Source organism: Chlamydia sp. 12-01, assembly GCF_042234205.1.
GTDB lineage: Bacteria > Chlamydiota > Chlamydiia > Chlamydiales > Chlamydiaceae > Chlamydia.
In genome coordinates this window covers 1,084,369-1,104,992 of the sequence record NZ_CP114174.1, presented here as the reverse complement: position 1 = coordinate 1,104,992, position 20,624 = coordinate 1,084,369, and the positions used below count along the sequence as shown (strand labels likewise).

Below are 20,624 nucleotides of genomic sequence, written 5' to 3'. Positions count from 1 at the left end.
AATTATTCCGATTTTAAGATATCCGAGACGTGCATTTTAGCAACTTTCCTAGCTGGCAAAGCTCCAGAAATAGCTGCCAGAACTAAAGTGCCTAAACCGAGTATAGCAATTGTTGGTATATGGATTTCCTGAGGTAATCCTTGACCAAAAAATGTAGAATTAAAAGCCTCTCTACCTTGAAGATAACTTAATCCTCGAGTGATTAGTGGAAGATTTTTCATTGTTATAACAGCAAAAATAGTTCCAAAAACCATACCGATAGCGCCAGAAAGTGCTCCGCAAAAGCCAAAAATGACTTTTAAGCTGCGTGAAGGTGTCCCCATAGCTTTGAGAATTCCTATTTCTTTCTTCTTATTATTTACCAGAAGAATGGACATGGTTACCACATTCGAACAAGCAACAATCAAGATAATAATAGAAACAAGTAAAAATAGTACTTGGTCACTACGGAGCTGATCTAAAATAGGCTTGAAATACTGGTAATCATAAAGAGACGATACCTCCCAATATTGATCCACATTTGCTTGATTTAAGATAGCTTCGATCTGATTTTTAATCGGAGTTATCTGTTTAGTATTAGGGAAGAAAACATGAAAGCCGTTATGCATTCCCAATCCCGTGGATTCCGAGCGTATCAGGGAAGCAAGATCCATATCGATAAATACGATCTTACTACCCATAGGAGATAAACCAGGATTATAGAACCCGATAACATATATGGGATGTTTGATCTCTTTTTGAGTTTCTGGAGAGAAAACACTAAGAGCTCCTTTATCCCCTACCCTGTAGCCCATATCACGATAGTTAATAGGAAGGATAATAGAAGATCCTCGATAGGTATCTTGCAACTTTATGAAATCTTGTTCCCAGCTTTCAGGAGAGCTATTAAAAGGATTTAAAATCTCAGAGCTATAATCTGTATGCTCATAAGGAAGCACTCTATTTTGATATACTTTATCTGACGAGTAAGCAACAAATTGGGAAAATGTTCGAGAATTCGACTTATTGAGATTTGTGATCCTATCCATCTGGACATAACCAATACCCTCTTCAAATTCTAAAAGCTGTGCTTGATTTTGATTTAAATAAGGAGTGAGAGATTCAAAGGCAATTTTCACAGGGTCCTTTATATCTCCATCTGCAGTTTTGTCAGGTGTTGGAAAATTTTCCGGAAGAGAATAGTCTATGTCAGGATCGTAAGGATCTGCAAAAGACGAAGAAAGTTTTTCTCCTATAGTCTTTGTTGTATACTGAGAGAGATCCGCATGCCTATCTATTTGATAGTAATAGGAATCATAATATGCGGATGAAGGCAAGATTTTTACTGGGGAATGAAGCTGGGAAAGATCATGAATCCAGCGCTGCTCTAAACCATAAATTACGGAAATAAAAACAATGGATAACCAAGTAACTAAAGAGATAATGCCTATTGAAAATAGAGAGACAATGGCGGAAGATAATCTTTTCTTTCTTGGTATTAGATACTTAAATGCGATTAGAAGTTCTAATTTCATGACCTACTCAACAACTTAGGACAGAAGCCAGCAGGTAAATAAAATCTTTTACTTAGCTTCCTTAAAAATTACGTGCCTACGCAGTTTTCTATCATATTTTTTGAGTTCTAGTCGAGCTGTTGTTTTTCTTTTGTTTTTAACAGTCCAGTACATATCGGAACTTTCAGAACTTTTTAGTTTAATGATTTCACGATTCTTACTAGCCATTGATGAATCCTTTTAAGAAAATGATAAATCGCTTATGATACTATATTTATTTTCAAAAAGAATCAAGAAAACTTCCCCATAATTAGAAGAGAATTTTCATGGCAACTAAAGAACAGGTTTTTTTTAATCAGGCAACTTCTAAAAATAAAATTCATTTTATTAGTTTAGGTTGCTCTAGAAACCTTGTAGACAGTGAGGTAATGCTCGGTATCTTATTGAAAGCTGGTTATGAAGCTACAGAAACACTTCAGGAAGCTGACTATTTAATTTTGAATACCTGTGCTTTTTTAAAAGCTGCTCGAGATGAATCTATGGATTATCTCCAACGTATAATTAAAGCAAAAAAGGAAAGTGCCAAGATTATATTAACTGGTTGTATGGTGTCTAAGCACAAAGAAGAATTAAAACCCTGGCTTCCCTACATACATTATGTTTTAGGTTCAGGAGATGTGGAACATATTCTATCTGCAATTGAGTCGAAGGAAGCTGGAGAAAAATTATCTTCTAAAAGTTATTTGGAAATGGGAGAGATCCCTAGAAAGCTATCGACTCCTAAGCACTATGCTTATTTAAAAATAGCCGAGGGATGTCGTAAACGTTGCGCTTTTTGTATCATTCCAACGATTAAGGGTGGTTTAAGAAGTAAATCGTTAGATCAGATTATTAAAGAGTTTCGTCTATTACTGAAAATGGGGGTTAAGGAGATCATTTTAATCGCTCAAGATTTGGGTGATTATGGTAAGGATCTCTCTGCGGATCGTAAGTCTTGTTTAGATAATGTATTAAAGGAGATGCTCAAAGAACCTGGAGATTATTGGATTCGCATGCTCTATTTATATCCTGATGAAGTTGACGATACGATTATTGATCTTATGGAAAGTGATCCCCGTCTACTCCCCTATGTTGATATTCCTCTACAGCATATCAATAATCGTATATTAAAAAATATGTTGAGAACAACATCTAAAGAGCAAATTCTAGACTTATTAACTAAGCTGCGCACACGTATTCCACATATTTACATCCGCTCCTCTTTCATTGTTGGTTTCCCAGGAGAGACTGATGAAGAATTTCAAGATCTTGTAGATTTTGTTAGTGAGGGATGGATTGATAATTTAGGTATTTTCTCTTATTCTCAAGAAGAAGGTTCTGTAGCGGCAGAAATGCCCGATCAAATATCTCAGAGCGTAAAGTCAAAAAGGCTGAAGGTTCTCTCTCAAACGCAAAAGAAAAACGTTGAGAAACATAATAAGCAACTTATTGGACAGCTTGTTGAAGCTGTTATTGATGGATACCACCCCGATAGCGAGCTCCTGCTAACAGCACGTTTTTATGGACAGGCTCCAGAAGTGGATCCGTGTATTATTGTAAATGAAGCGCGTCTAGTTTCAGGATTTGGAGAACGCTATCTAATCGAGATTACGGGTTACGTAGGTTATGATCTTGTAGGTAGGGTAATAAAAAAAGTGCCCGGAGAATAGATTTTGCCGGGCAAAAGTGTAGTTCAATATTTTATTTAAAATAAGGTAGTTGAACTACATTCCAGGAAAAGGAAGCAACGCGCCACCAATAACTTAAATTCCTCAATAAGAAAAATCCATTTTGTGTAGCGAAGTATGTTGTTGCAACCCATTTCATGGGTTTAGATCGGTAGTAACTTGTTCCTGAGCATGTAGATCCCTGCAAAAATATATTTCTACCACCAACTACAGCCATCAAGAGACATTCGCCACCCGTTCCGTTATCCAACCATCCCCCGTGTTTTGCCATAATGACAGTGATACGGAAGAGTTTAGGGTTTGATGGACTCGCTTGAAATTGTAACTCCGCATGTTTACTCTGATTAATTCCAAAATTAGGAATTCCCTGTTGCTCAATTTGCTGACCAAATCGATCCCAAGGAATATCCCAAGGGCCTCCCTTGACCTCTCCTGTCTTTACATGACCTCCTGATGTCGCTGAGCGCATAGAGACCGAAGTTTTTGTTTGTTTAAAACGCCCATAGGAAACATATTGCTGGGGGAGCTCTTGATTATTACTTACTTTATTGGTGTATCTCACAGTGTGGTTGGTTAGATTTACTCTTCCATAAAAATCTACATGTTTATTGGCTCCGATTTTAACATTCATATTTCCGCCAACGAACAAATCCTGACCACAATCGAGTTTCCCATTAGTGCAATTTAAATTTGTGACTGTAGTATTCTTTGATGTTATTTTATCCCTCACAGTAAGGGCTCGCCCTTTTTTATCCTGGGACAAGTCTTTAGAGTAGATATTAAAACGAACAAATGTAGGGAAGCTAATATTAGTTTTAGGTGTTGACATAGTGTTTTAATCCTCCTCAGAAAATCTTGATGCAAATGGGAACCAAATGACACTCACAGCTGAAAACATGCTGTTTATGTGACCTGTTGTGAAGACAGAGATTGAAGGCAAATCAGAACTGGTTACATCTGTGATTGAGAAAATGGCATATAAAGAAGTACACGTTCTGTCTGTCTTATAATGGCCACGAGTATCTGCTGTGCATAAATTTTGATATTGTCCACCTGAATTTAATCTTAAGAATAAATTTACCTCATCATTTCCAGAGTGTTGTCCGTTCATTCTTGTTATTTGAAAGGTTACTTGATAAATTCCTGGAGTTCGAATTTTGATATATTGTGATTCAACATAAAAGTAGTTTCGATACATCTGGCTATAGTTTTCAAAATCTTTTGAAGTTCCAGTTTTAAAAGGGACCAAGGAATCTGTATAGATATTAAATGTCCCGTGATGATCTATAAAACAAGTGTAAGCTTGTACACAACTCTTTCTATAGTAATTAAATGTAATGGCATCACGTTGAGAAACAGGATCCGCAACATTATTAAAAGGAAGTAAAGTTTGAGAAGATGATGAAACGGTAATATCTCCGTTAAGGATAGTTTCATGTAATGAAAAACTATCGGTTCCTGAAAGATTCCCTCCAACGAAAAAGTCGCAGTTTGAATTTACATCTGTTCGTACGGTTAGAGAATCAGCGTTAAAGTCATCTTCTACGTTTAAACTGCCCTCAATATTTAATGTAGCATTATTTAGGTAAAGATTCTGGTCTTTTACTCCTGTTGCATCAGCTTCTATAGATTTAGTGGGACTAGATTGAGTGGAGCTGAAAATGTTTTTATTTTTGTTATTCATGTCTAAGTATAATTTTGTGGGTAAAAGATAAGACCAAAGTAGAATCCGCTTAATACTGCAGTATTTTCTGTTAGACGTGCACTAAATAGAGATTTTGCTACCTGATCATTACTGATGTTACTGGAATTTATAGCGGCATCAGGATCAGTAGGAGGAGCATCAAAATACAGCGATGTACTCAAAGCTCCTTGGTCTGCGTAACCTCCCCCACTGTAAATGGTGTTCGTGCTATAAATAGTGTTGGATGCACTTGATAAGTGTATGTCTCCTCCCCAACCGTTATCCCAGCCCCAACGTTTATTAATTCCATAATCTATCATGTAGATGCCTCGGCTTAATAGTTGTACCCATTGAGTTCCTGGGTACGTAACTTTAGCGCTGGTTCCTCTTTGGTAATCTACGAATCGTATATGAGAGAAGATGTTTTGTGATTGGTATACCATTCTATCCGGTCCTATAATGGAAATAGGATTGGAGGTATTAACATTGATCCTTCCGAATTGATTGAGTGAGCAGAAGAAATATTCTGGAGAGCGTATATAATTTGCTGGAACCGGTGAAGAATCATCTGTAGGCTGAGCTACATTGCTGAGTCTATTGCCATGCAAATCTATAGAAGCATAATCAAATTGATTCTCTATTTTGAGTTGGTTAGTTGATGTAAGACCGGAAACATTTATAGCTCCGCTAAAAGAAGCGTTTCCGGGAGATGTTATAGAAAAGCTATTTGTAGAAACTATCGAGTCGGATTTAGTGTCGTTAGTTTGCACATTACCCGCAACAACATCACCTTGCAAAGTAGAATCTACAGAGAAATAGCAATCATTATTATTGTCATTAGAATTAGAAGTAGTCATTTATTATTTATTATTCCAATTTTTTCTAATAAAAATCAGATAATAAATTATTGGTCAATTTTTAATATGTTTAGTTTGTTTATATTAAAATTAATTAAATTCTAAATAATTAAAAATTGATAATAAAAATGAGAAGGGAATAAAGAAAGGATTTGGGGGTGGCTGGATTTGAACCAACGTATCCGTAAGGAGTCGGATTTACAGTCCGATGCAATTGACCGCTATGCGACACCCCCAAAGAAATGCTGGAGAAAGGACTTGAACCCTCAACCGTTCGATTACAAATCGAATGCTCTGCCAATTGAGCTACTCCAGCGAAAAACTTGGGAAACCTATTGTCTTGAAGAGAAGACTTTATTAATCAATAGGAAATCAATTTATACGCTATTGGTTATTTTCTTCCAAGTCAGAATCAGTATTTTCTGATATGCGATAGTCTTCTTGTGTAGGAATAAAGTCTTCAGCAACAAAACTTGTGTCCTGATTAGCCTGTTCAATCGAATGCTCTGTAGAGAGATTTGTTTCCATAACTTGAAAATTATGCTTCTTAAGTTGCTCTGAAACCAAACGATCTTCTTTAGCTTGAACTTTTTTTACAGTTTTCTTTCCAGGTGTTGTTTTGTTCTTGGTGATTTCGTGGTATTTATCAATCGCTTGCTTTTGTTCAGATGTTAAGCTTTCAGAAAGACGTTGGAATAATTGCGTGCAGCTATTTCCTGAGTCCCCTGAAGTAAAAACTTCTGCAGAAAATTTAAATTTTCCCTCCGCAGTATAACGAGCGGGCTGACTATCCTTTTTAAGACAGCATTGCTTGTATTTCTTATTAGAACCGCATGGGCATGGATCATTTCTATTAACTTTTTTTGACATATAATCCTTCTCAAAGCGAAGCGTTTAAAGGAAAGTTTAAATAAGATAGGGATAAAAACCAAATACAAGTTTTCCTATAAATTAAGATTGTATTGCAAGCTTTGTTCTATCCTTTTACTATTTTTCTATGTCTATTCTACACTTACACCCTCCTTGGATTAAAGCTGGCAAACGTATAGAAAGTTTGACGCGCAAGGCTTTATATACCTATTCTATGCTAGAAAATCATACTAAGATTGTTGTAGCTCTTAGTGGAGGAAAAGATAGTCTTTCCCTGCTTTTAATGTTAAAAGCCATTTCTGGAAGAGGCTTTCCTGAACTTGATCTTTATGCTGTGAATATTGGAGGGAAATACTCTTGTGGTGCCGAGGTTAGTCAACAGTATTTAGCTAATATTTGTGACAGAATACAGGTTCCCTTTACTTCTATAGTTTCGCCCTATGATCCTGAAGTTCCAGAATGTTATTCATGTTCTCAAGTTAGAAGGCGTTTATTATTTCAGGCAGCAAAGGAGATAGGAGCTACTGCTGTAGCTTTTGGACACCATCGTGATGATGTAGTGCAAACAGCTCTAATGAATCTTTTACATAAAGCAGAGTTTGCAGGAATGCTACCTATTTTAGATATGGTACATTTCGGTATCACTATCTTACGCCCCCTAATCCTTACTCCTGAATCCTGGATACGTAAATTTGCCAAGGAAAGTGGATTTGCTCGTGTTACCTGTCGTTGCCCAGTTATATCTTTAAGAACAAAAACAGAGACCGTATTAAAATTATTAGAAGATGTTTTTCCTCAAGCGAGACATAATATTGCTCTCGCTATTGAACAACATGGATTATCAAAAGCTCAAAAAATTAAAATTAGTTAAACACATTTTTATAGATTAATCCTATTATTTTAATTATAGTAGGATTTATTTTTTTCGGTAATTATTATGAATAAAAGATTAAAGATTCTGTTAAGTAATGATGATGGTATTTCTGCGAAAGGAATGAGTCTTTTAGTCGCTAATTTGCTAAAAGCAGATTTTGCTGATTTGTATATCGTGGCTCCCAGTACAGAGCAGTCAGGAAAAAGTATGTCGTTTTCCTATACGCAACCGGTTTCTATTGAAAGCATTGATTATCCGCAAGATGTTGCAGGAGCTTGGTCAGTTTCTGGTAGCCCGGTGGATTGTGTGAAACTTGCTTTAGGTGATTTATTTCGAGATTCCCTACCCGATCTTGTTTTATCAGGAATCAATCATGGATCTAATGCGGGAAGGAATATCTTCTATTCTGGCACCGCTGGAGCTGCTATGGAAGCCATTTTATCGGGTATTCCATCAATAGCTTTTTCTCAAGAACAACATATTTCTTTCTTTCAAGAAGCGAATGCTCCCGAGATATTAAAAAAGCTATCTTATTATGCCTTATCCACGCCCTTCCCTATTCTTACAGGTTTTAATGTAAATTTTCCTGCAAGCGAACACAATGAAGAATGGAAAGGGATGCGACTTGTTGCTACGGGAAAAGAGTTTGCCTGTGGTTTGCCGAGACTTCTAAGTGATGATGGAAAACGCAGATCTTTTTCTTTAAATGATTGTCAGATGGTAATGGACGAAGATATTTCTGATGAATGTCGTTCTCTTTTAGATAATTACATTACAGTAGTTCCTTTGTTAGTAAGAAATTCTCCACTAGCTTTAACTAGTGAATCAGAATTTCAACAACTTCAAGAAAACTTTGAAGAATTTATTGGTTCTGAAATCAATACCAAACTTTTTGATCGTTAAACTCATTCAATTCTCTATTAAGAGTGTGCTCAACCTCTTGTCAATGAGATAAAAATTTCAACTGTTTATACATTTGAAATTAGTAAAATAATCGTATCGAATAAAAATACTTGGGGTAGATATTTCCTGAGAAAATAGATTTATCTACTTCATCAATTCTTTATCGTAATCTTCCCATTTGTCAAAGATGGGAATGACTCTATAGTATAATGACGGGTTATATTCATTGAGCTAACATACTTAAGAAATATGTATAGAAGCTTTTCTCTTGAAAGAGTAAGACTCTTTAATCGTTCTTACTTTTTGTCAAAATATAGACCTTCTTAGAAATGAAGATTTTTTAAACATTATACAGATATTTTATCATAGATATTTATGATCTCATCTGTTTATTTTTTGTGCCCTAGATAGGCCAAAACAAGTATTTTTATGAGAATTCATTTTTTTAGAACGCGGTATCTTTTTTGTATGCTACTCATGTGTTTCCCTGTAACAATCGCTTTCTCTCAAGAAAGAGGAAGCAGTGTTTCAGAAAGCTCTCTGCAAAGCAAAAAAAGATTGAAAATTTTATTAACCAATGATGATGGCATTTCTGCTCAAGGAATGACATTATTAGTTTCCAATTTATTAAAGGCTGATTTTGCTGATATATACATAGTAGCTCCTAAGGTAGAACAGTCTGGAAAAAGTATGGCATTTACTTGTCGTGAATCTGTAGTTTTAGAAACTTACGATTATCCTCAACCTGTTGCAGGAGCCTGGTCAGTTTCAGGAACTCCTGTAGATTGTGTGAAAATTGCTTTAAGTTATTTGTTCAAAGATGCGTTGCCTGATCTTGTTTTATCTGGGATTAATAGCGGATCTAATGCAGGAAGACATGTATTTTATTCCGGAACTACTGGTGCAGCTATGGAAGCTATTCTATACGGAGTTCCCGCGATAGGGCTGTCCCAAGAGAATAGAATTTATTCTTTTCAAGAAGATAATCCTGAAGTTCCAGAGATACTAAAATCTTTATCTCTGTATGCTCTATCCTCCCCTTTTGGTTCACATCCAGTAGGTTTTAATGTGAATTTTCCTGCAAGTAATGAATCCTGGAAAGGGATGCAACTTGTTTCCGGTGGAGAAGAATATTCTTGTGGCGTTCCTAAACTTATACTCTGTAATGAGGATTCTAAGGTTTTTATATTAACTAATTGTCCTTTAGTAATAGGAGAAGTGCCTTCTGAAGAACGTATAGCTATCTTAGATAACTATATCTCTGTGGCTCCTTTAGCTGTTAGAAGTTCTCCTATAGCAACTCTTTCTTTGAAAGAATTTCAAGAAAGACAAGTGGAATTTCAGGATTTTATAAATACCGTAGCAATGAGAAAATAATCTATAGATTCTCATATTTTTTAGGGCCAATCTATGGCCCTAATTTCTCATACATCGATTTTTCCCATTAATATATTAATAAAACACCTCAGCAAGCGTCTTTGAAGGCAAAAAAATTATCAACACCTCCAGCCTTCTCTTAAAAGAATGAGCTTTCTTTATTATCGAAGTAAAAATGGTTGTGATTAAACTATTTCTTCTGCTAATGTATGCACCTAATCTTGTTTGGATGCGTAGCTCAGCGGTTAGAGCACCTGTCTTACACACAGGGGGTCATAGGTTCAAATCCTGTCGTGTCCATTTGCGGGAGTAGTTCAATTGGTTAGAGCACCGCCCTGTCAAGGCGGAAGTTGCGGGTTCAAGCCCCGTCTCTCGCGAACATTCAATCAGAGGTTGAAAATGCCCCATGGAACTCGTTTAACGAAGTTTAGCTTTCCTCTGTACTTTTCCAAGACCTTAAGTTGGTTTATTCTTGGAGGGTTTCTTGCTGCCTGTGGCGTTCAAATGGTTCTAGTTCCTAATGAACTTATTGACGGCGGCATAGTAGGTTTATCTCTTATTGCCTCTCATTTCTTTGGCCATAAGTATCTTCCGTTTTGTTTAATATTATTTAACTTACCCTTTGTTATCTTAGCTTTCAAACAGATTGGTAAGTATTTCGTAATCCAGATGATGACTGCGGTGATTATCTTTTCCTGTGCTCTATGGCTTATTGATTCCCTTCCTTTATGGTTTGGATTCAATCCTATAGTTTTTAAGGGATCTGAGATGGAAACCGTAGTTTTTGGTGGAGCCATCATAGGTGTGGGTTGTGGTTTGATCATCCGTCATGGAGGATCTACAGATGGTACTGAGATTATGGGTATCATCGTAAATAAAAAAAGAGGCTATACTGTTGGTCAGGTTATCCTCTTTGCTAACTTTTTCATCTTTGCTCTAGCAGGGATTGTCTATCAGAATTGGCATACAGCATTCGTATCCTTCTTAACCTATGGTATTGCAACAAAGGTTATGGATATGGTGATTTTAGGTCTTGAAGATACAAAATCTGTTACTATAATTACCTCATCTCCAAGAAAATTAGGTCATATCCTTATGGAAAACTTAGGAGTAGGTCTTACCTATATTCATGCTGAGGGAGGCTATTCTGGAGAACCTAGAAATGTTCTTTATATTGTTGTAGAACGTTTACAGCTTTCACAACTTAAAGAAATCGTCCACAGAGAAGATCCTCACGCATTTATTGCTATTGAAAATCTTCATGAAGTAATCAACGGTAAACGCACCAACTAGGCGGGGTTTACCCAGACTTTCTCTAATTTACTTTCTACATCTAATAGAGAGAGAATTTTCCCAACAATATCGTTAGTAATGTCTTCAACAGTTTGTGGTTTGAAGTACCACATAGGCATAGGGGGAAAGATAATTGCACCATTTTGAGATAGCTTGAGTAGGTTTTCTAAATGGATGGCATGTAAGGGACTTTCTCTAGGAACTAAAATCAACTTCCTACGTTCTTTTAAAGCAACATCGGCTACCCTTCTTAAAAGATTATCTCCTAATCCCACAGAAAGGGCTGCTACCGTAGCCATACTACAAGGAACTATAACAGTACCGTCAACACGATAGGATCCTGAGGCTAACTTACTTTCTATAGACTTGATGTTATGTTGATGAATAAAGGGATGATTTTCTTCAGGAATTAAAGAGAGCAAAGAAGATGTATCTAGTTCATAATAGAGTGTTTTCATAGCTGCTGGGGAAAGAATTACCTCAACATCGTGTTTCATTTTAGATAGTTCTTGTATGAGCTTCACGGCTAATACTATCCCTGAAGCTCCGGAAATACCTATAATATAACGTTTCATCTGTATCCATTAATACTACGAAATCAATAAGCTTATCATGACAATGAAAAAGGATAAAGCAAGGTAAATATTTCCCCTGAAAAAACATTTCTCCAGATTGGTTTTATTCTCATCCATATCGTGATAAGTTTTGATAGTCTTACCAATGACTAGAACTGGGAAAAGGGATAATATAAAACCTAGTTTAGTGAAAGATGCAAGCAAAGCCATCGCCATATAGGATATCAAACTAATTACTAAACATGCTGAAGCAATACGAACCGCTCCTTCTTTACCAAATCGCGCAGGAATACTATAAAGCTTTTCTTCCTTATCAAAATCTAAATCCTGAATTGCGTAGATAATATCGTTGGCTGCGATGATCATAGCTGCTGTTATCCCCCATAAAGAAGCTATAGTGAACATCTTTAAAGAAAGAGGGCCCGAGGACAAAGCGTAGAAATTCATAAGAATAGCCAGGTAATAAACTAAGCCAAGCATCCAATGACATAAGTAGGTAATACGCTTCGCATAGGCATAAATAACCATGAGATTGACGGATACTAAAGCTAACCACATACATTCTTTACTTAAAAACATACATAGAATGACAAAGAAGAATATAGCAATAGCTGTAACTAATGAAACAAAGTTTAAAGAGAGCTTTTTCGAAGGTAAAACTCTAAAAGATGTTCTGGGGTTTTTCTTGTCTATATTGCAATCGATTATCTGATTTGCCAATATCCCTACTGTTCTAGCGCATAGAAAGGCAGTCCCACCGATTAATAGCGTCGATAATCCTTTCTCAGTAAACGATGAAGCAATTTCTGGAAATGTTAGGGCAAATACTGTAGTTGCAGAAAGAAATATAACCGAAAATAAGGCATATTTCATGTTTAATAGCTGGTTAAAATATTTTATTTGCATAATAAAAACTCTTTTAATCCCTAAGTTATTTAATTATAAATTATCGAAAAATGTCGCTGATTCACGGCTCAGTATACACCTGAAATAGGAGTGCGCCATACACGCTATCTTATAATTAAAATTGTGTAAAGTTTATTAAAAACACTTTTGTGCGCATAGACTTTTATATACTTAACTTACTAAAATACTTAGCTTTGTATATAAAGGTATGTTTGTTTATGAAATCAGTTTTTTATAAAATGCGATTTATTTATTTCGCACTATTGATGTGTATACCTGCATCCGTAGCATCTTCTCAAGATTGGGAAGCTAAGCATATTAATGATTGCGAGCAGATCGTTTCTTCAGCTCAATTTTATCAAAATCACGGTCCATGGATAGTTGTAGCAGGAGGATGCTGGACTTCACAGGAAAATTATCAAAAGGCTCAAGATGCAGGTCTTTTATTAGCTAAGAATGGTTACTCCGTGGTTACGGGATCAGGCCCTGGAATTATGGAAGCTGCTAATGCTGGGGCTGCACAAGCTGGAGGAACATCTTTAGGATTCATCTTAAAGGGTGAAGACTTGAATGATCATATACCTCAAGGAAATTATTGTCAGGTTTCTCATATTTCCCACCGTTTACAAGGGATGATCGGAAATTCTTCAGGTTGTATCGTATTTCCTGGAGGGCTGGGTACGGTAGATGAGGTCTTTTTTGCTCTAGATAACTTTAGATATCAAGAAGTTCCAAATCCTGTTGTCCTTGTAGGTACACAATTTTGGGGACCGTTAGTAGAGTGGATAAAAAATTTACACTATACTCATACATGTCCAAAAAATTTATACTTAGTTGATACATCAGAAGAGGCTATAGAAGCCATTTATTCTCATTACAAGAACCAATCTTGTAGCTTCTCTTCTAATTAATCAAAGAAAGACTTGAGAGCTGTTCTACGCAATGAGAACTAGCTCTCACCGTTTTACTAAGCTTTCCTTGATTCAAAAAAAGATTATCATTTTTAATCTTATTATATTACTATAAGCAATCTAAATTCATTTCTCATTTGTAAAATAAAATTCGATTTACATGATTTATAATCAGGTGGTAGTATACTTACTTTAACATCTTGTTTTTATAAAACTTATGACCATTCCTGCCGAGATTCAACTTAAAGATTCGGAGAATCAATTAAAGAATATTCCTATACTAGCAAACAATCGGAATTTTATTAAAAATGAAAGGCAGACTTTTCTAGCAGTTATTGGTGCTTTTGCCATAGGAATTATTTTGCTTCTCATTGGGACTAGTGTATTGATTCTTCCTCTAGGACTCACGTCAGCTTTGAGTATATCCTTGGGCGTATCAGGAATTGTTATAGGATCTGTAGTCATCGCCTATTGTCTCAAAGTCGTCTATTGCCAAAATTCAGCATGGAGACAAAATTATTTAGAAATTAGAAATGCTCTTAGAAAATTTGGTTTACCGATACCAAAAGAAAAGAACAGGGAACCCATTCTTTCCATACTCTTTCCTTCTTCTTTGGATGTTCTAGCATATGGCAAAATCCATTGTATGGGGAGAACACGAACGGTAATCGCGATGGTTGAAATTGTTCTTGGTATAGGCTGTATAATTGGTGCTATCATTTCTGAGCTTTTGATAACTACCTGGTTCCGTCCTGGGATTAGCTTGGGCTTAGGTATTACGGGGGCCGCTTTATTTATTGGTGGTCTTCAAGATATTCGTGCCTTCAGTCTAAGTGCTCAAGGAGTCACCCATCTATATTTAATGCAATATGAACAAGAATTAAGAAAAGCGGACAAGGTGGTTTTTGAAAAAAGTTTAGAAAGTGCATTATCGTGCTCAAATTTACTAGAACACAATCTTCGGGAAGCTAATGAAAGGAATTTGAATTTATCTACTGAGCTTGCCTCAAAAAATGTTCAAATTCTCCATTACAGAAATCAAATCATAAGTTTAGAATCAGAAAAATCAGTAACTCCAACTCCTCCGCCGTCCCCTGTACCTTCTTCCACTACCACAACCTCATCCTGGATGGGAATGATCTCCTCATCTATTTCATCTACAGCGCAATTGTTAGGATCCTTCTTAGCGGGTATACCAGAGGTTCCTTCTCAAAATGTAGAAGAGCATCCGAGTTTACTGGCTATTACTTTTCCATCCTCCTCCACCGAGGAAGATGAAAATACATCTTCTAAAAGTGAGGAAGAAGATGTTGAATAACCCGGTTCCTCATAGCTTGAATGGCAACTTCACAAAAGCATTTAACAGTAAGGAAATCTTTACAAAACTTTCGCTTTTAGAGAGTTAAAAATTTATTGAAAATGCTAACTATTCGACCTATATGATTTATGTTCTTTACTGTTTATATGGGAATATTAGGTTAAAAATATTCTTATATTATAAGGTTTCCATCGCCATTCTTTTTACTGAAAATTAATAACAGATTTGTTAAAATTTTTATCGATTTTATTATTTTAAATAGTTTAAGTATGGCTTTTCCCATAACACGTTCCCCTTCTCACGAAGAGGCAATAGAAAAGGTTTCCGTATTAAAGCGGGTCTGTCAGGATTCTCATGTTAGTCGTAAGGTTGTGAGTCTTGCCCTTATTGCTGTAGGTATTATTTTATTTATATCTGGAATTTTGCTTTTAACCCTTACCATCACGGGTTTGTCTTCGACATTTTCTATCGCTTTAGGAGCTACAGTTCTTACATTGGGTACGAGCTTGATCTCCTTTGGAATAGCCATCCGCATTCTTAGAAAGCCACCATCAGATCATCAAGAAGATATTTTAGCTAGTGAAATGATAACAGTGAAAAAATTGGTCGAGCAGAAAACACAAGAAACTAGTCAGCTACAAGGAGAGGTCAGTCATTTACAGGCAGAGATAAATGAATCTCAAAAACATCTTACAGAGGTTTCTGAAGAGCTTGATGCCGAGAAGCTAGTTGTTGCCGACTTGCGATCACGTTTACAGCAATCCGAAGACGAATTAACTCAGGTTAAAGACGAAAATACTGTGCTTCAGACACGTCTACAAGAAGCTGAAACAACTATTGGGGAAAAAGAAGAACACATTCAAGAACTTCAGTCCAAATTAACTGCAGAAAAACTCAAAGTACAACAACTTGAAGACAGGGTTAAAGAACTAGTTATAGATGTAGATGAAAAATCTAAATATATAAATCTTACCGAAGCAGATCTCTCCACAGCTCTTACTAACCAGGAAAATCTAATAACTAAATTAACTAATGATTTTGAAACGGAAGTTTCTCGATTACAGCGTCTATTATTTGAAAAAACAGTGGAATTAGATGCAGCCAAATCAACATTCGAAAAAATACAGCAACGATTAGATGGAACTAGTCAAACACCATTCTCATCTCCTATGAGAAAAAGCACTTCAACAATTTCATTAAATAAAGGGGATCAAAGTCCCTCTTTGCGTAGTCGTTGGAATACTTGGAGGGGCAATATATCATCTAAAAAAGAACAGTCTACTTCTAATGTAGTTACTTTTTCTGAGGGACAAGTTTCTTTACCCGGTAGCCAATCCTCTAAGGATCTATCTTCTGATGATAGTAATTCCAAGTCGTCTTCTGAAGAGACTAAAAAAGAGGAATAAGATTATTCCTTCCTTTTAGACTATCTTAAAAGAAAAACTCGAAGCATCTGCCTCGAGTTTTATATATCTAAACGAATCTTTCTTCTCTCTTTTTGAAGATATATTGTTTGATTTAGAAAAGTCTGTGCAGACTGCCAAAGTACCTTCTCAGCGTTTTCTGTATTTAGACTATCTCGTAGAATACTATGGATATTCGGATGATCTTTAGCAGTAGAACATTCAGGGAAGAATTTCTTGTGTTCATCAGAATAGAAAAAATCCGTTCCTAAAACGAGTTTATTCACTATCCCCAATCTTTCAGCATGACGGATATGTTGTTGTAAATCTTTTAAAGAGGATCCCACGAAGTAATTTACGATATTTAAGCCAATCACCCCACCTCTAGATGCGATTTCTTTTGCATGGACAGATGTAAGATTTCTAGGGATATTTTGAACTTCTCGAAAATTAGAATGGCTGGCGAGAACCTGCATGTTAGGCAGTTTATCTAGGGTATAGTCTAAAATATCATCAGCGAGTCTATCGCAGCAATGACTGAGATCTATGGGAATAGCTAATTGCTCCATAACTTCTAATAGACGTTTACCGTCAGTAGTAAGTTTATAAGGATCAAAAACGCCGCCTCCAAAACGATTTCTTCCGTTCCAGACAATACCTAAATAAGCAATAGGCCCCATAGAAAATAGATCGATAAGCTTATTCAAAAGTTCGCTGAGATGTTGGTAATCAGAACCTAATCCCGAAGCATTTTCTATACTACGAATAATTGAGAGAGAGTTTTTACTGTTACCTTGATTTAAAGTGTCAGAATCAAAGGAGATGAGTTGGATACGTTTATCAGATTCTGGAAGGTTAAAAAATAGTTGATTTTGTTTATCAGCATTCGGAGAGCTTGTACTATGTTCAGTAAATATAGCACATACCTGCTTATTGACTCCCCCGGAGAGTAATTGATTGGGAGAACAACGAACAGAGGGATCTTGATCAGAAAGAGTTTCATGAGAAAGAAGGTCACAGTGCATATCTATGATCATGAAATTCACCTGGTAGGAATATAAGTATAAGGTGCTAGATAAGACATAAGTTCTGGATATGAGGATGTTTGCTGATTATAAACAAATACTGCTATAGGTTCCGAAGATCTTAATGCTTTTCGTAATGTAGGATAAAAGTTAAATGGTCGAGGATCTTCACAAATAACACCTTGAAAATCAGGATGGAGTTGAAGAAACTCTCTTAAGATTTTATCATCTCTTACGGTATAAATTTTAACATGTTGAGAAAATGTATGGTGCGCCAAACACGGTTCTACCTTCTCTCCCATAATCTCTTCAATAGCTTGATGAGAGATTATCCCTTCACGATATATCTTTAACGGCTCTGTAGATATTACTGTCGATTCCAGTCCATGGGAACATTGACCAGGAATAACAAAAATATCTTCATTTGGAAAATCTTCGATAACCTCATCAGAAACTACTGCTGGAGGGAAATTTGAAATATTTGCAGAGGTTCCAAGTAAAGGACCGGATAGATCGATTAACCTTTCTATTATAGGAAGAGAAAGAATTCTAAATCCTAACTTCGCCTGAAAAAATCTAGAATTTTTATGATCTACAAGTAAAGTTAAAGGTCCTGGAAGGAACTCTTGAGCCAGTCTAATAGCCTGAGAAGACAGCGGGTAACCTGAAAGGTTTTCGATATCCTCAAGCGTATTTACATAAATAACTAAAGATTTTCCTTTATCTCTATGTTTTAGAGAATAAATACGTTCTTCGGCATTTAGAGAATTTAATGCTACAGCTAAACCATAAACAGTATCTGTTGGGAAAGCTATGACCTTTCCTTGGTGTAAGTGATTCGCAGCTTGGCGTAAACAAAAACCTGGATCAGTACCAGACATAAAAGCTCCAGAATTAATCACTGTTAATACTCTTTGAGCAAAGATCGAACGGTTAATTTAGTAAAAACCCGGTTTAATATTTGCTTGAAAAGACTTTAGCATAGGCATATTTCTAAATCCAATTTTTTAAAAATAGATTCTATTTCATAAAGAAGATTAAAGTTATTTAATATAAATGACATTAATCATTTCCTTTATATAAGGAAAATTTCTATTTTTTCTATATCCTGTTGATTCATAAGAAAGCCTTGATCTCTAAAATCAATCCGACTAACTTTATTTAAAATCTTACTACAAATTACCTTTGAGAGCATTCATGGAGTATTCATTTTTTCGTCGTAAGTTTGCTGGATTAGACGCCATAGTATGTCCTGGGGATCCTGACGACCCTGTTATTATCTTTTGTCATGGCTATGGAGCGGATGCTGATAACTTAGCGTTTTTTCCTTCAGCATGCCCTTTTAAGGGTGTACGCCCCACGTGGATATTTCCTCATGGAGTAGAACAACTTCCTTATGAGTTTGGTGGGGGAAGAGCTTGGTTTCCTTTGGATGTTCCTCTATTTCAAAGTTTGATTTCGAATCCTGATATTACTCCAGAAACCGAACAGCAGTATCAAACATTATTCAATATAAACTTTGAAAAACCCAAAATGGCTTTAGAGAACCTCATTGAGGAGTTAGATCGTCCTCGATATGACATTATCCTGGGAGGTTTCAGTCAGGGAGCTATGATGACAACACATCTTATGTTGTCTTCTAAAGTTCCTTATCGGGGAGCTTTGATTTATTCTGGAGCTTTACTATTAGATAAAGGTTGGGAAAATAATGTGAATCTTTGTGCTAAAGTTCCTTTTATTCAAAGTCACGGATATCAAGATACTATCCTACCCTATTATCATGGTGAAAGATTAAACAAGCTCTTGTCTTCGCGGCTTCAAGGAGAGTTTATTTCTTTTAAGGGAGGTCATGAGATTCCAGCTCTTGTTTTACATAGAATGCAAGAGACTATTCCTTTATGGACAAATGCTTTAAGTTAACGCGTTAAACGATTATTCAGTGATACGAGTTGTAAGGCTACCCACTCCATACAACTTGTCGCTGATGAAGAATTATCTAGAGATTGATAAGCTTTCTCTACAATGATCAATACCTTTTCCAGGGGTAATATAGGCAGGTTGAGAATATCTTTAGCGTATTGAGGATATGTCATTGTGCTCGCACTAATATTTAAAGAAAGCATAAATCGATCTCTAAACAATTTCAGAAGTATCTCTAAAAGATACTTTGCTTTATCTCTAAGCACTTGCTTATCTGAATCAGCATTACCCTTAACTATTTGTCCCACTTCTGTAATTTTCATTTTCCCAGAGGCATATTTTAAGAGATATTCAAGATCTTCTTTATTCGGAGCTACATTGTCTTCACCTTCAATGTATATAGATAAGCTACGGGAAAGAATCGTAGCGGGTATACGCTGAAGCTTTGTAGATGTGAGTAAGATCACACTATGAGAAGGAGCATCTTCAAGTACTTTTAAAAATACAGAGATTGCTGGTAGAGTCATGCGATCTACTTCGTGAATGATATAGATCTTATAACGCCCTTCATAAGAAAGAATTCCAATCTCCTTTTTGATGTCCCTAGGAATCTCTATAGAATGCAATCTTCCTTTCCCCGAGGGGAAAAATTCATGAATATCAGGATGGATTCGTTGGGAGATCTTGTATTGTGCTTCGGGAGTATCTTTAAGAAGAATATGAGCAGCTAAATTATATGCATATTGTGAAAGCAAAGTTAATGAATTCCCGTGCAATAAAATTGCATGGGAGATCTTCCCTTGATTAATATTATCAAGTAAGGATTTCCAGGGTTGATTAACAACCTTTTCTTCTATTTGCATAACGCTAATTCTGTATAAGCAGTCATAACTTTATTAAGAGACTCTTCGATAGGTTGTCTCCCATCTAAAATAAGATAGCTATCAGGATTTGCTTCGGCAAGAGATAAAAAACCTTCACGGATTTTTGTATGGTATTCCAAGGGCTTATCCTCGAATTTATCCAAAGATTTTTGTTGTTGTTTTCTTTTTAGCCCTTCATCAGCAGGAATATCTAAAAGACAAGTAAGATTAGGAAGGAACTTTTTTTCTCCCACGACGTGGTAACAAAGGTTTGTTACATAATCTTTACCTAATCCCTCAGCTATTCCCTGATAGACAATTGTAGAATCATGGAATCTATCACAAATGACAATTTTTCCTGATTCTAAAGCTGGGAGTATTTTGTTAGTTATGTGCTGTGCGCGTGCAGCAAGAAATAAAAATAATTCTGCATAAGGGGAAATTGATGTTGTTGATGGATCTAAAATTAAATTTCGCACCTGCTCTCCTAAAGGAGACCCTCCGGGTTCTCTAGTAGCGACAACTGCTTTCCCCTCAGCTATTAGTCTATCTTTTAGAAGTTCTGTTAAGGAACTTTTCCCTGAACCTTCACATCCTTCAATAACTATAAACACAGCATTATTCC

21 protein-coding genes and 4 tRNA genes are annotated in these 20,624 nt (G+C 36.0%); 11 read left to right on the top strand and 14 right to left on the bottom strand.

Features of this window, described 5'->3' with window-relative positions:
• Nucleotides 1–2 precede the first annotated feature (2 nt).
• Both O1W69_RS04830 and rpmG read right to left on the bottom strand, forming a co-directional pair.
• A complete protein-coding gene (locus O1W69_RS04830; RefSeq protein ID WP_375793424.1) occupies nt 3–1,514 on the bottom strand; it encodes an ABC transporter permease in 1,512 nt (503 codons plus the stop codon).
• Nucleotides 1,515–1,562: 48 nt separating this feature from the next.
• A complete protein-coding gene (gene rpmG / locus O1W69_RS04825; protein ID WP_375793423.1) occupies nt 1,563–1,721 on the bottom strand; it encodes a 50S ribosomal protein L33 in 159 nt (52 codons plus the stop codon).
• Nucleotides 1,722–1,819: 98 nt separating this feature from the next.
• On the opposite strand from rpmG, the gene rimO reads away from it, so the two are divergent.
• Nucleotides 1,820–3,202 carry a 30S ribosomal protein S12 methylthiotransferase RimO gene (rimO, locus tag O1W69_RS04820; protein WP_375793422.1) on the top strand — a complete coding sequence of 461 codons (1,383 nt, stop codon included), beginning with the start codon at nt 1,820–1,822 and terminating at the stop codon, nt 3,200–3,202.
• A gap of 31 nt (nt 3,203–3,233) precedes the next feature.
• Here rimO and O1W69_RS04815 read toward each other — a convergent pair whose 3' ends face one another.
• From O1W69_RS04815 to O1W69_RS04790, 6 genes are all read right to left on the bottom strand, one after another.
• Nucleotides 3,234–4,049 (bottom strand): hypothetical protein, encoded by an 816-nt coding sequence (locus O1W69_RS04815; protein ID WP_375793421.1) that lies wholly within the window; start codon nt 4,047–4,049, stop codon nt 3,234–3,236.
• Nucleotides 4,050–4,055: 6 nt separating this feature from the next.
• Complete coding sequence (locus O1W69_RS04810; RefSeq protein ID WP_375793420.1) at nt 4,056–4,904, bottom strand: hypothetical protein; 849 nt, start codon at nt 4,902–4,904, stop codon at nt 4,056–4,058.
• A 2-nt stretch (nt 4,905–4,906) separates the two neighbouring features.
• The gene (locus tag O1W69_RS04805) at nt 4,907–5,761 is read right to left on the bottom strand and encodes a hypothetical protein (protein ID WP_375793419.1); all 855 of its coding nucleotides are present in this window, start codon (nt 5,759–5,761) and stop codon (nt 4,907–4,909) included.
• A gap of 153 nt (nt 5,762–5,914) precedes the next feature.
• Nucleotides 5,915–5,997, bottom strand: a tRNA-Tyr gene (locus O1W69_RS04800).
• A 7-nt stretch (nt 5,998–6,004) separates the two neighbouring features.
• Nucleotides 6,005–6,077, bottom strand: a tRNA-Thr gene (locus tag O1W69_RS04795).
• Nucleotides 6,078–6,145: 68 nt separating this feature from the next.
• Nucleotides 6,146–6,631 (bottom strand): YecA family protein, encoded by a 486-nt coding sequence (locus O1W69_RS04790; RefSeq protein WP_375793418.1) that lies wholly within the window; start codon nt 6,629–6,631, stop codon nt 6,146–6,148.
• Nucleotides 6,632–6,758: 127 nt separating this feature from the next.
• Here O1W69_RS04790 and O1W69_RS04785 point away from each other — a divergent pair, with 127 nt between their 5' ends.
• From O1W69_RS04785 to O1W69_RS04760, 6 genes are all read left to right on the top strand, one after another.
• On the top strand, nt 6,759–7,502 hold the full coding sequence (locus tag O1W69_RS04785; RefSeq protein ID WP_375793417.1) for a tRNA 2-thiocytidine biosynthesis TtcA family protein: 744 nt from the start codon (nt 6,759–6,761) through the stop codon (nt 7,500–7,502).
• A gap of 66 nt (nt 7,503–7,568) precedes the next feature.
• Nucleotides 7,569–8,408 carry a 5'/3'-nucleotidase SurE gene (gene surE, locus O1W69_RS04780; protein ID WP_375793416.1) on the top strand — a complete coding sequence of 280 codons (840 nt, stop codon included), beginning with the start codon at nt 7,569–7,571 and terminating at the stop codon, nt 8,406–8,408.
• 603 nt (nt 8,409–9,011) lie between these two features.
• Complete coding sequence (gene surE, locus O1W69_RS04775; RefSeq protein ID WP_375794004.1) at nt 9,012–9,785, top strand: 5'/3'-nucleotidase SurE; 774 nt, start codon at nt 9,012–9,014, stop codon at nt 9,783–9,785.
• Nucleotides 9,786–10,012: 227 nt separating this feature from the next.
• Nucleotides 10,013–10,085, top strand: a tRNA-Val gene (locus tag O1W69_RS04770).
• 3 nt (nt 10,086–10,088) lie between these two features.
• A tRNA-Asp gene (locus O1W69_RS04765) sits at nt 10,089–10,162 on the top strand.
• A gap of 22 nt (nt 10,163–10,184) precedes the next feature.
• Nucleotides 10,185–11,078, top strand: coding sequence for a YitT family protein (locus O1W69_RS04760; protein WP_375793415.1), 894 nt, complete (start codon nt 10,185–10,187; stop codon nt 11,076–11,078).
• Here the strand turns inward: O1W69_RS04760 and O1W69_RS04755 are convergent.
• Both O1W69_RS04755 and O1W69_RS04750 read right to left on the bottom strand, forming a co-directional pair.
• On the bottom strand, nt 11,075–11,653 hold the full coding sequence (locus tag O1W69_RS04755) for a flavin prenyltransferase UbiX (protein WP_375793414.1): 579 nt from the start codon (nt 11,651–11,653) through the stop codon (nt 11,075–11,077). The two genes, O1W69_RS04760 and O1W69_RS04755, sit on opposite strands and share 4 nt — an antisense overlap.
• Before the next feature lie 15 nt (nt 11,654–11,668).
• The gene (locus tag O1W69_RS04750) at nt 11,669–12,559 is read right to left on the bottom strand and encodes a 4-hydroxybenzoate octaprenyltransferase (protein ID WP_375793413.1); all 891 of its coding nucleotides are present in this window, start codon (nt 12,557–12,559) and stop codon (nt 11,669–11,671) included.
• 266 nt (nt 12,560–12,825) lie between these two features.
• Here O1W69_RS04750 and O1W69_RS04745 point away from each other — a divergent pair, with 266 nt between their 5' ends.
• The 3 genes from O1W69_RS04745 (at nt 12,826) to O1W69_RS04735 (ending at nt 16,194) form a co-directional block, all read left to right on the top strand.
• On the top strand, nt 12,826–13,470 hold the full coding sequence (locus tag O1W69_RS04745) for an LOG family protein (protein WP_375794003.1): 645 nt from the start codon (nt 12,826–12,828) through the stop codon (nt 13,468–13,470).
• Nucleotides 13,471–13,687: 217 nt separating this feature from the next.
• Complete coding sequence (locus tag O1W69_RS04740) at nt 13,688–14,788, top strand: IncA family protein (protein ID WP_375793412.1); 1,101 nt, start codon at nt 13,688–13,690, stop codon at nt 14,786–14,788.
• A gap of 269 nt (nt 14,789–15,057) precedes the next feature.
• On the top strand, nt 15,058–16,194 hold the full coding sequence (locus tag O1W69_RS04735) for an incA family protein (RefSeq protein WP_375793411.1): 1,137 nt from the start codon (nt 15,058–15,060) through the stop codon (nt 16,192–16,194).
• 59 nt (nt 16,195–16,253) lie between these two features.
• Here the strand turns inward: O1W69_RS04735 and O1W69_RS04730 are convergent, their stop codons facing one another.
• Together O1W69_RS04730 and O1W69_RS04725 are read right to left on the bottom strand one after the other, a co-directional pair.
• On the bottom strand, nt 16,254–17,228 hold the full coding sequence (locus O1W69_RS04730; RefSeq protein ID WP_375793410.1) for a membrane dipeptidase: 975 nt from the start codon (nt 17,226–17,228) through the stop codon (nt 16,254–16,256).
• A 5-nt stretch (nt 17,229–17,233) separates the two neighbouring features.
• Entirely contained in the window at nt 17,234–18,097 is an 864-nt protein-coding gene (locus tag O1W69_RS04725; protein WP_375793409.1) for an L-threonylcarbamoyladenylate synthase, read from the bottom strand.
• Between the two features lie 316 nt (nt 18,098–18,413).
• Here O1W69_RS04725 and O1W69_RS04720 point away from each other — a divergent pair, with 316 nt between their 5' ends.
• Nucleotides 18,414–19,136 carry an alpha/beta hydrolase gene (locus tag O1W69_RS04720; protein ID WP_375793408.1) on the top strand — a complete coding sequence of 241 codons (723 nt, stop codon included), beginning with the start codon at nt 18,414–18,416 and terminating at the stop codon, nt 19,134–19,136.
• Here the strand turns inward: O1W69_RS04720 and O1W69_RS04715 are convergent.
• On the bottom strand, nt 19,133–19,999 hold the full coding sequence (locus O1W69_RS04715; RefSeq protein ID WP_375793407.1) for a DNA polymerase III subunit delta': 867 nt from the start codon (nt 19,997–19,999) through the stop codon (nt 19,133–19,135). The two genes, O1W69_RS04720 and O1W69_RS04715, sit on opposite strands and share 4 nt — an antisense overlap.
• Nucleotides 19,990–20,613, bottom strand: coding sequence for a dTMP kinase (gene tmk, locus O1W69_RS04710; protein ID WP_375793406.1), 624 nt, complete (start codon nt 20,611–20,613; stop codon nt 19,990–19,992). Before tmk ends, O1W69_RS04715 begins: the two co-directional genes overlap by 10 nt.
• Nucleotides 20,614–20,624 lie beyond the last annotated feature (11 nt).

Bases quoted from the DNA above. Each gene is read 5' to 3' on its own strand.
- O1W69_RS04830 (WP_375793424.1), bottom strand. From the start codon at position 1,514: ATGAAATTAGAACTTCTAATCGCATTTAAGTATCTAATACCAAGAAAG.
- rimO (WP_375793422.1), top strand. From the start codon at position 1,820: ATGGCAACTAAAGAACAGGTTTTTTTTAATCAGGCAACTTCTAAAAAT.
- O1W69_RS04750 (WP_375793413.1), bottom strand. From the start codon at position 12,559: ATGCAAATAAAATATTTTAACCAGCTATTAAACATGAAATATGCCTTA.
- O1W69_RS04730 (WP_375793410.1), bottom strand. From the start codon at position 17,228: ATGATCATAGATATGCACTGTGACCTTCTTTCTCATGAAACTCTTTCT.
- O1W69_RS04735 (WP_375793411.1), top strand. From the start codon at position 15,058: ATGGCTTTTCCCATAACACGTTCCCCTTCTCACGAAGAGGCAATAGAA.
- O1W69_RS04785 (WP_375793417.1), top strand. From the start codon at position 6,759: ATGTCTATTCTACACTTACACCCTCCTTGGATTAAAGCTGGCAAACGT.
- O1W69_RS04810 (WP_375793420.1), bottom strand. From the start codon at position 4,904: ATGAATAACAAAAATAAAAACATTTTCAGCTCCACTCAATCTAGTCCC.
- O1W69_RS04725 (WP_375793409.1), bottom strand. From the start codon at position 18,097: ATGTCTGGTACTGATCCAGGTTTTTGTTTACGCCAAGCTGCGAATCAC.
- O1W69_RS04745 (WP_375794003.1), top strand. From the start codon at position 12,826: ATGTGTATACCTGCATCCGTAGCATCTTCTCAAGATTGGGAAGCTAAG.
- O1W69_RS04740 (WP_375793412.1), top strand. From the start codon at position 13,688: ATGACCATTCCTGCCGAGATTCAACTTAAAGATTCGGAGAATCAATTA.
- surE (WP_375793416.1), top strand. From the start codon at position 7,569: ATGAATAAAAGATTAAAGATTCTGTTAAGTAATGATGATGGTATTTCT.
- O1W69_RS04760 (WP_375793415.1), top strand. From the start codon at position 10,185: ATGCCCCATGGAACTCGTTTAACGAAGTTTAGCTTTCCTCTGTACTTT.
- O1W69_RS04790 (WP_375793418.1), bottom strand. From the start codon at position 6,631: ATGTCAAAAAAAGTTAATAGAAATGATCCATGCCCATGCGGTTCTAAT.
- rpmG (WP_375793423.1), bottom strand. From the start codon at position 1,721: ATGGCTAGTAAGAATCGTGAAATCATTAAACTAAAAAGTTCTGAAAGT.
- O1W69_RS04805 (WP_375793419.1), bottom strand. From the start codon at position 5,761: ATGACTACTTCTAATTCTAATGACAATAATAATGATTGCTATTTCTCT.
- surE (WP_375794004.1), top strand. From the start codon at position 9,012: ATGACATTATTAGTTTCCAATTTATTAAAGGCTGATTTTGCTGATATA.
- O1W69_RS04715 (WP_375793407.1), bottom strand. From the start codon at position 19,999: ATGCAAATAGAAGAAAAGGTTGTTAATCAACCCTGGAAATCCTTACTT.
- O1W69_RS04755 (WP_375793414.1), bottom strand. From the start codon at position 11,653: ATGAAACGTTATATTATAGGTATTTCCGGAGCTTCAGGGATAGTATTA.
- O1W69_RS04720 (WP_375793408.1), top strand. From the start codon at position 18,414: ATGGAGTATTCATTTTTTCGTCGTAAGTTTGCTGGATTAGACGCCATA.
- O1W69_RS04815 (WP_375793421.1), bottom strand. From the start codon at position 4,049: ATGTCAACACCTAAAACTAATATTAGCTTCCCTACATTTGTTCGTTTT.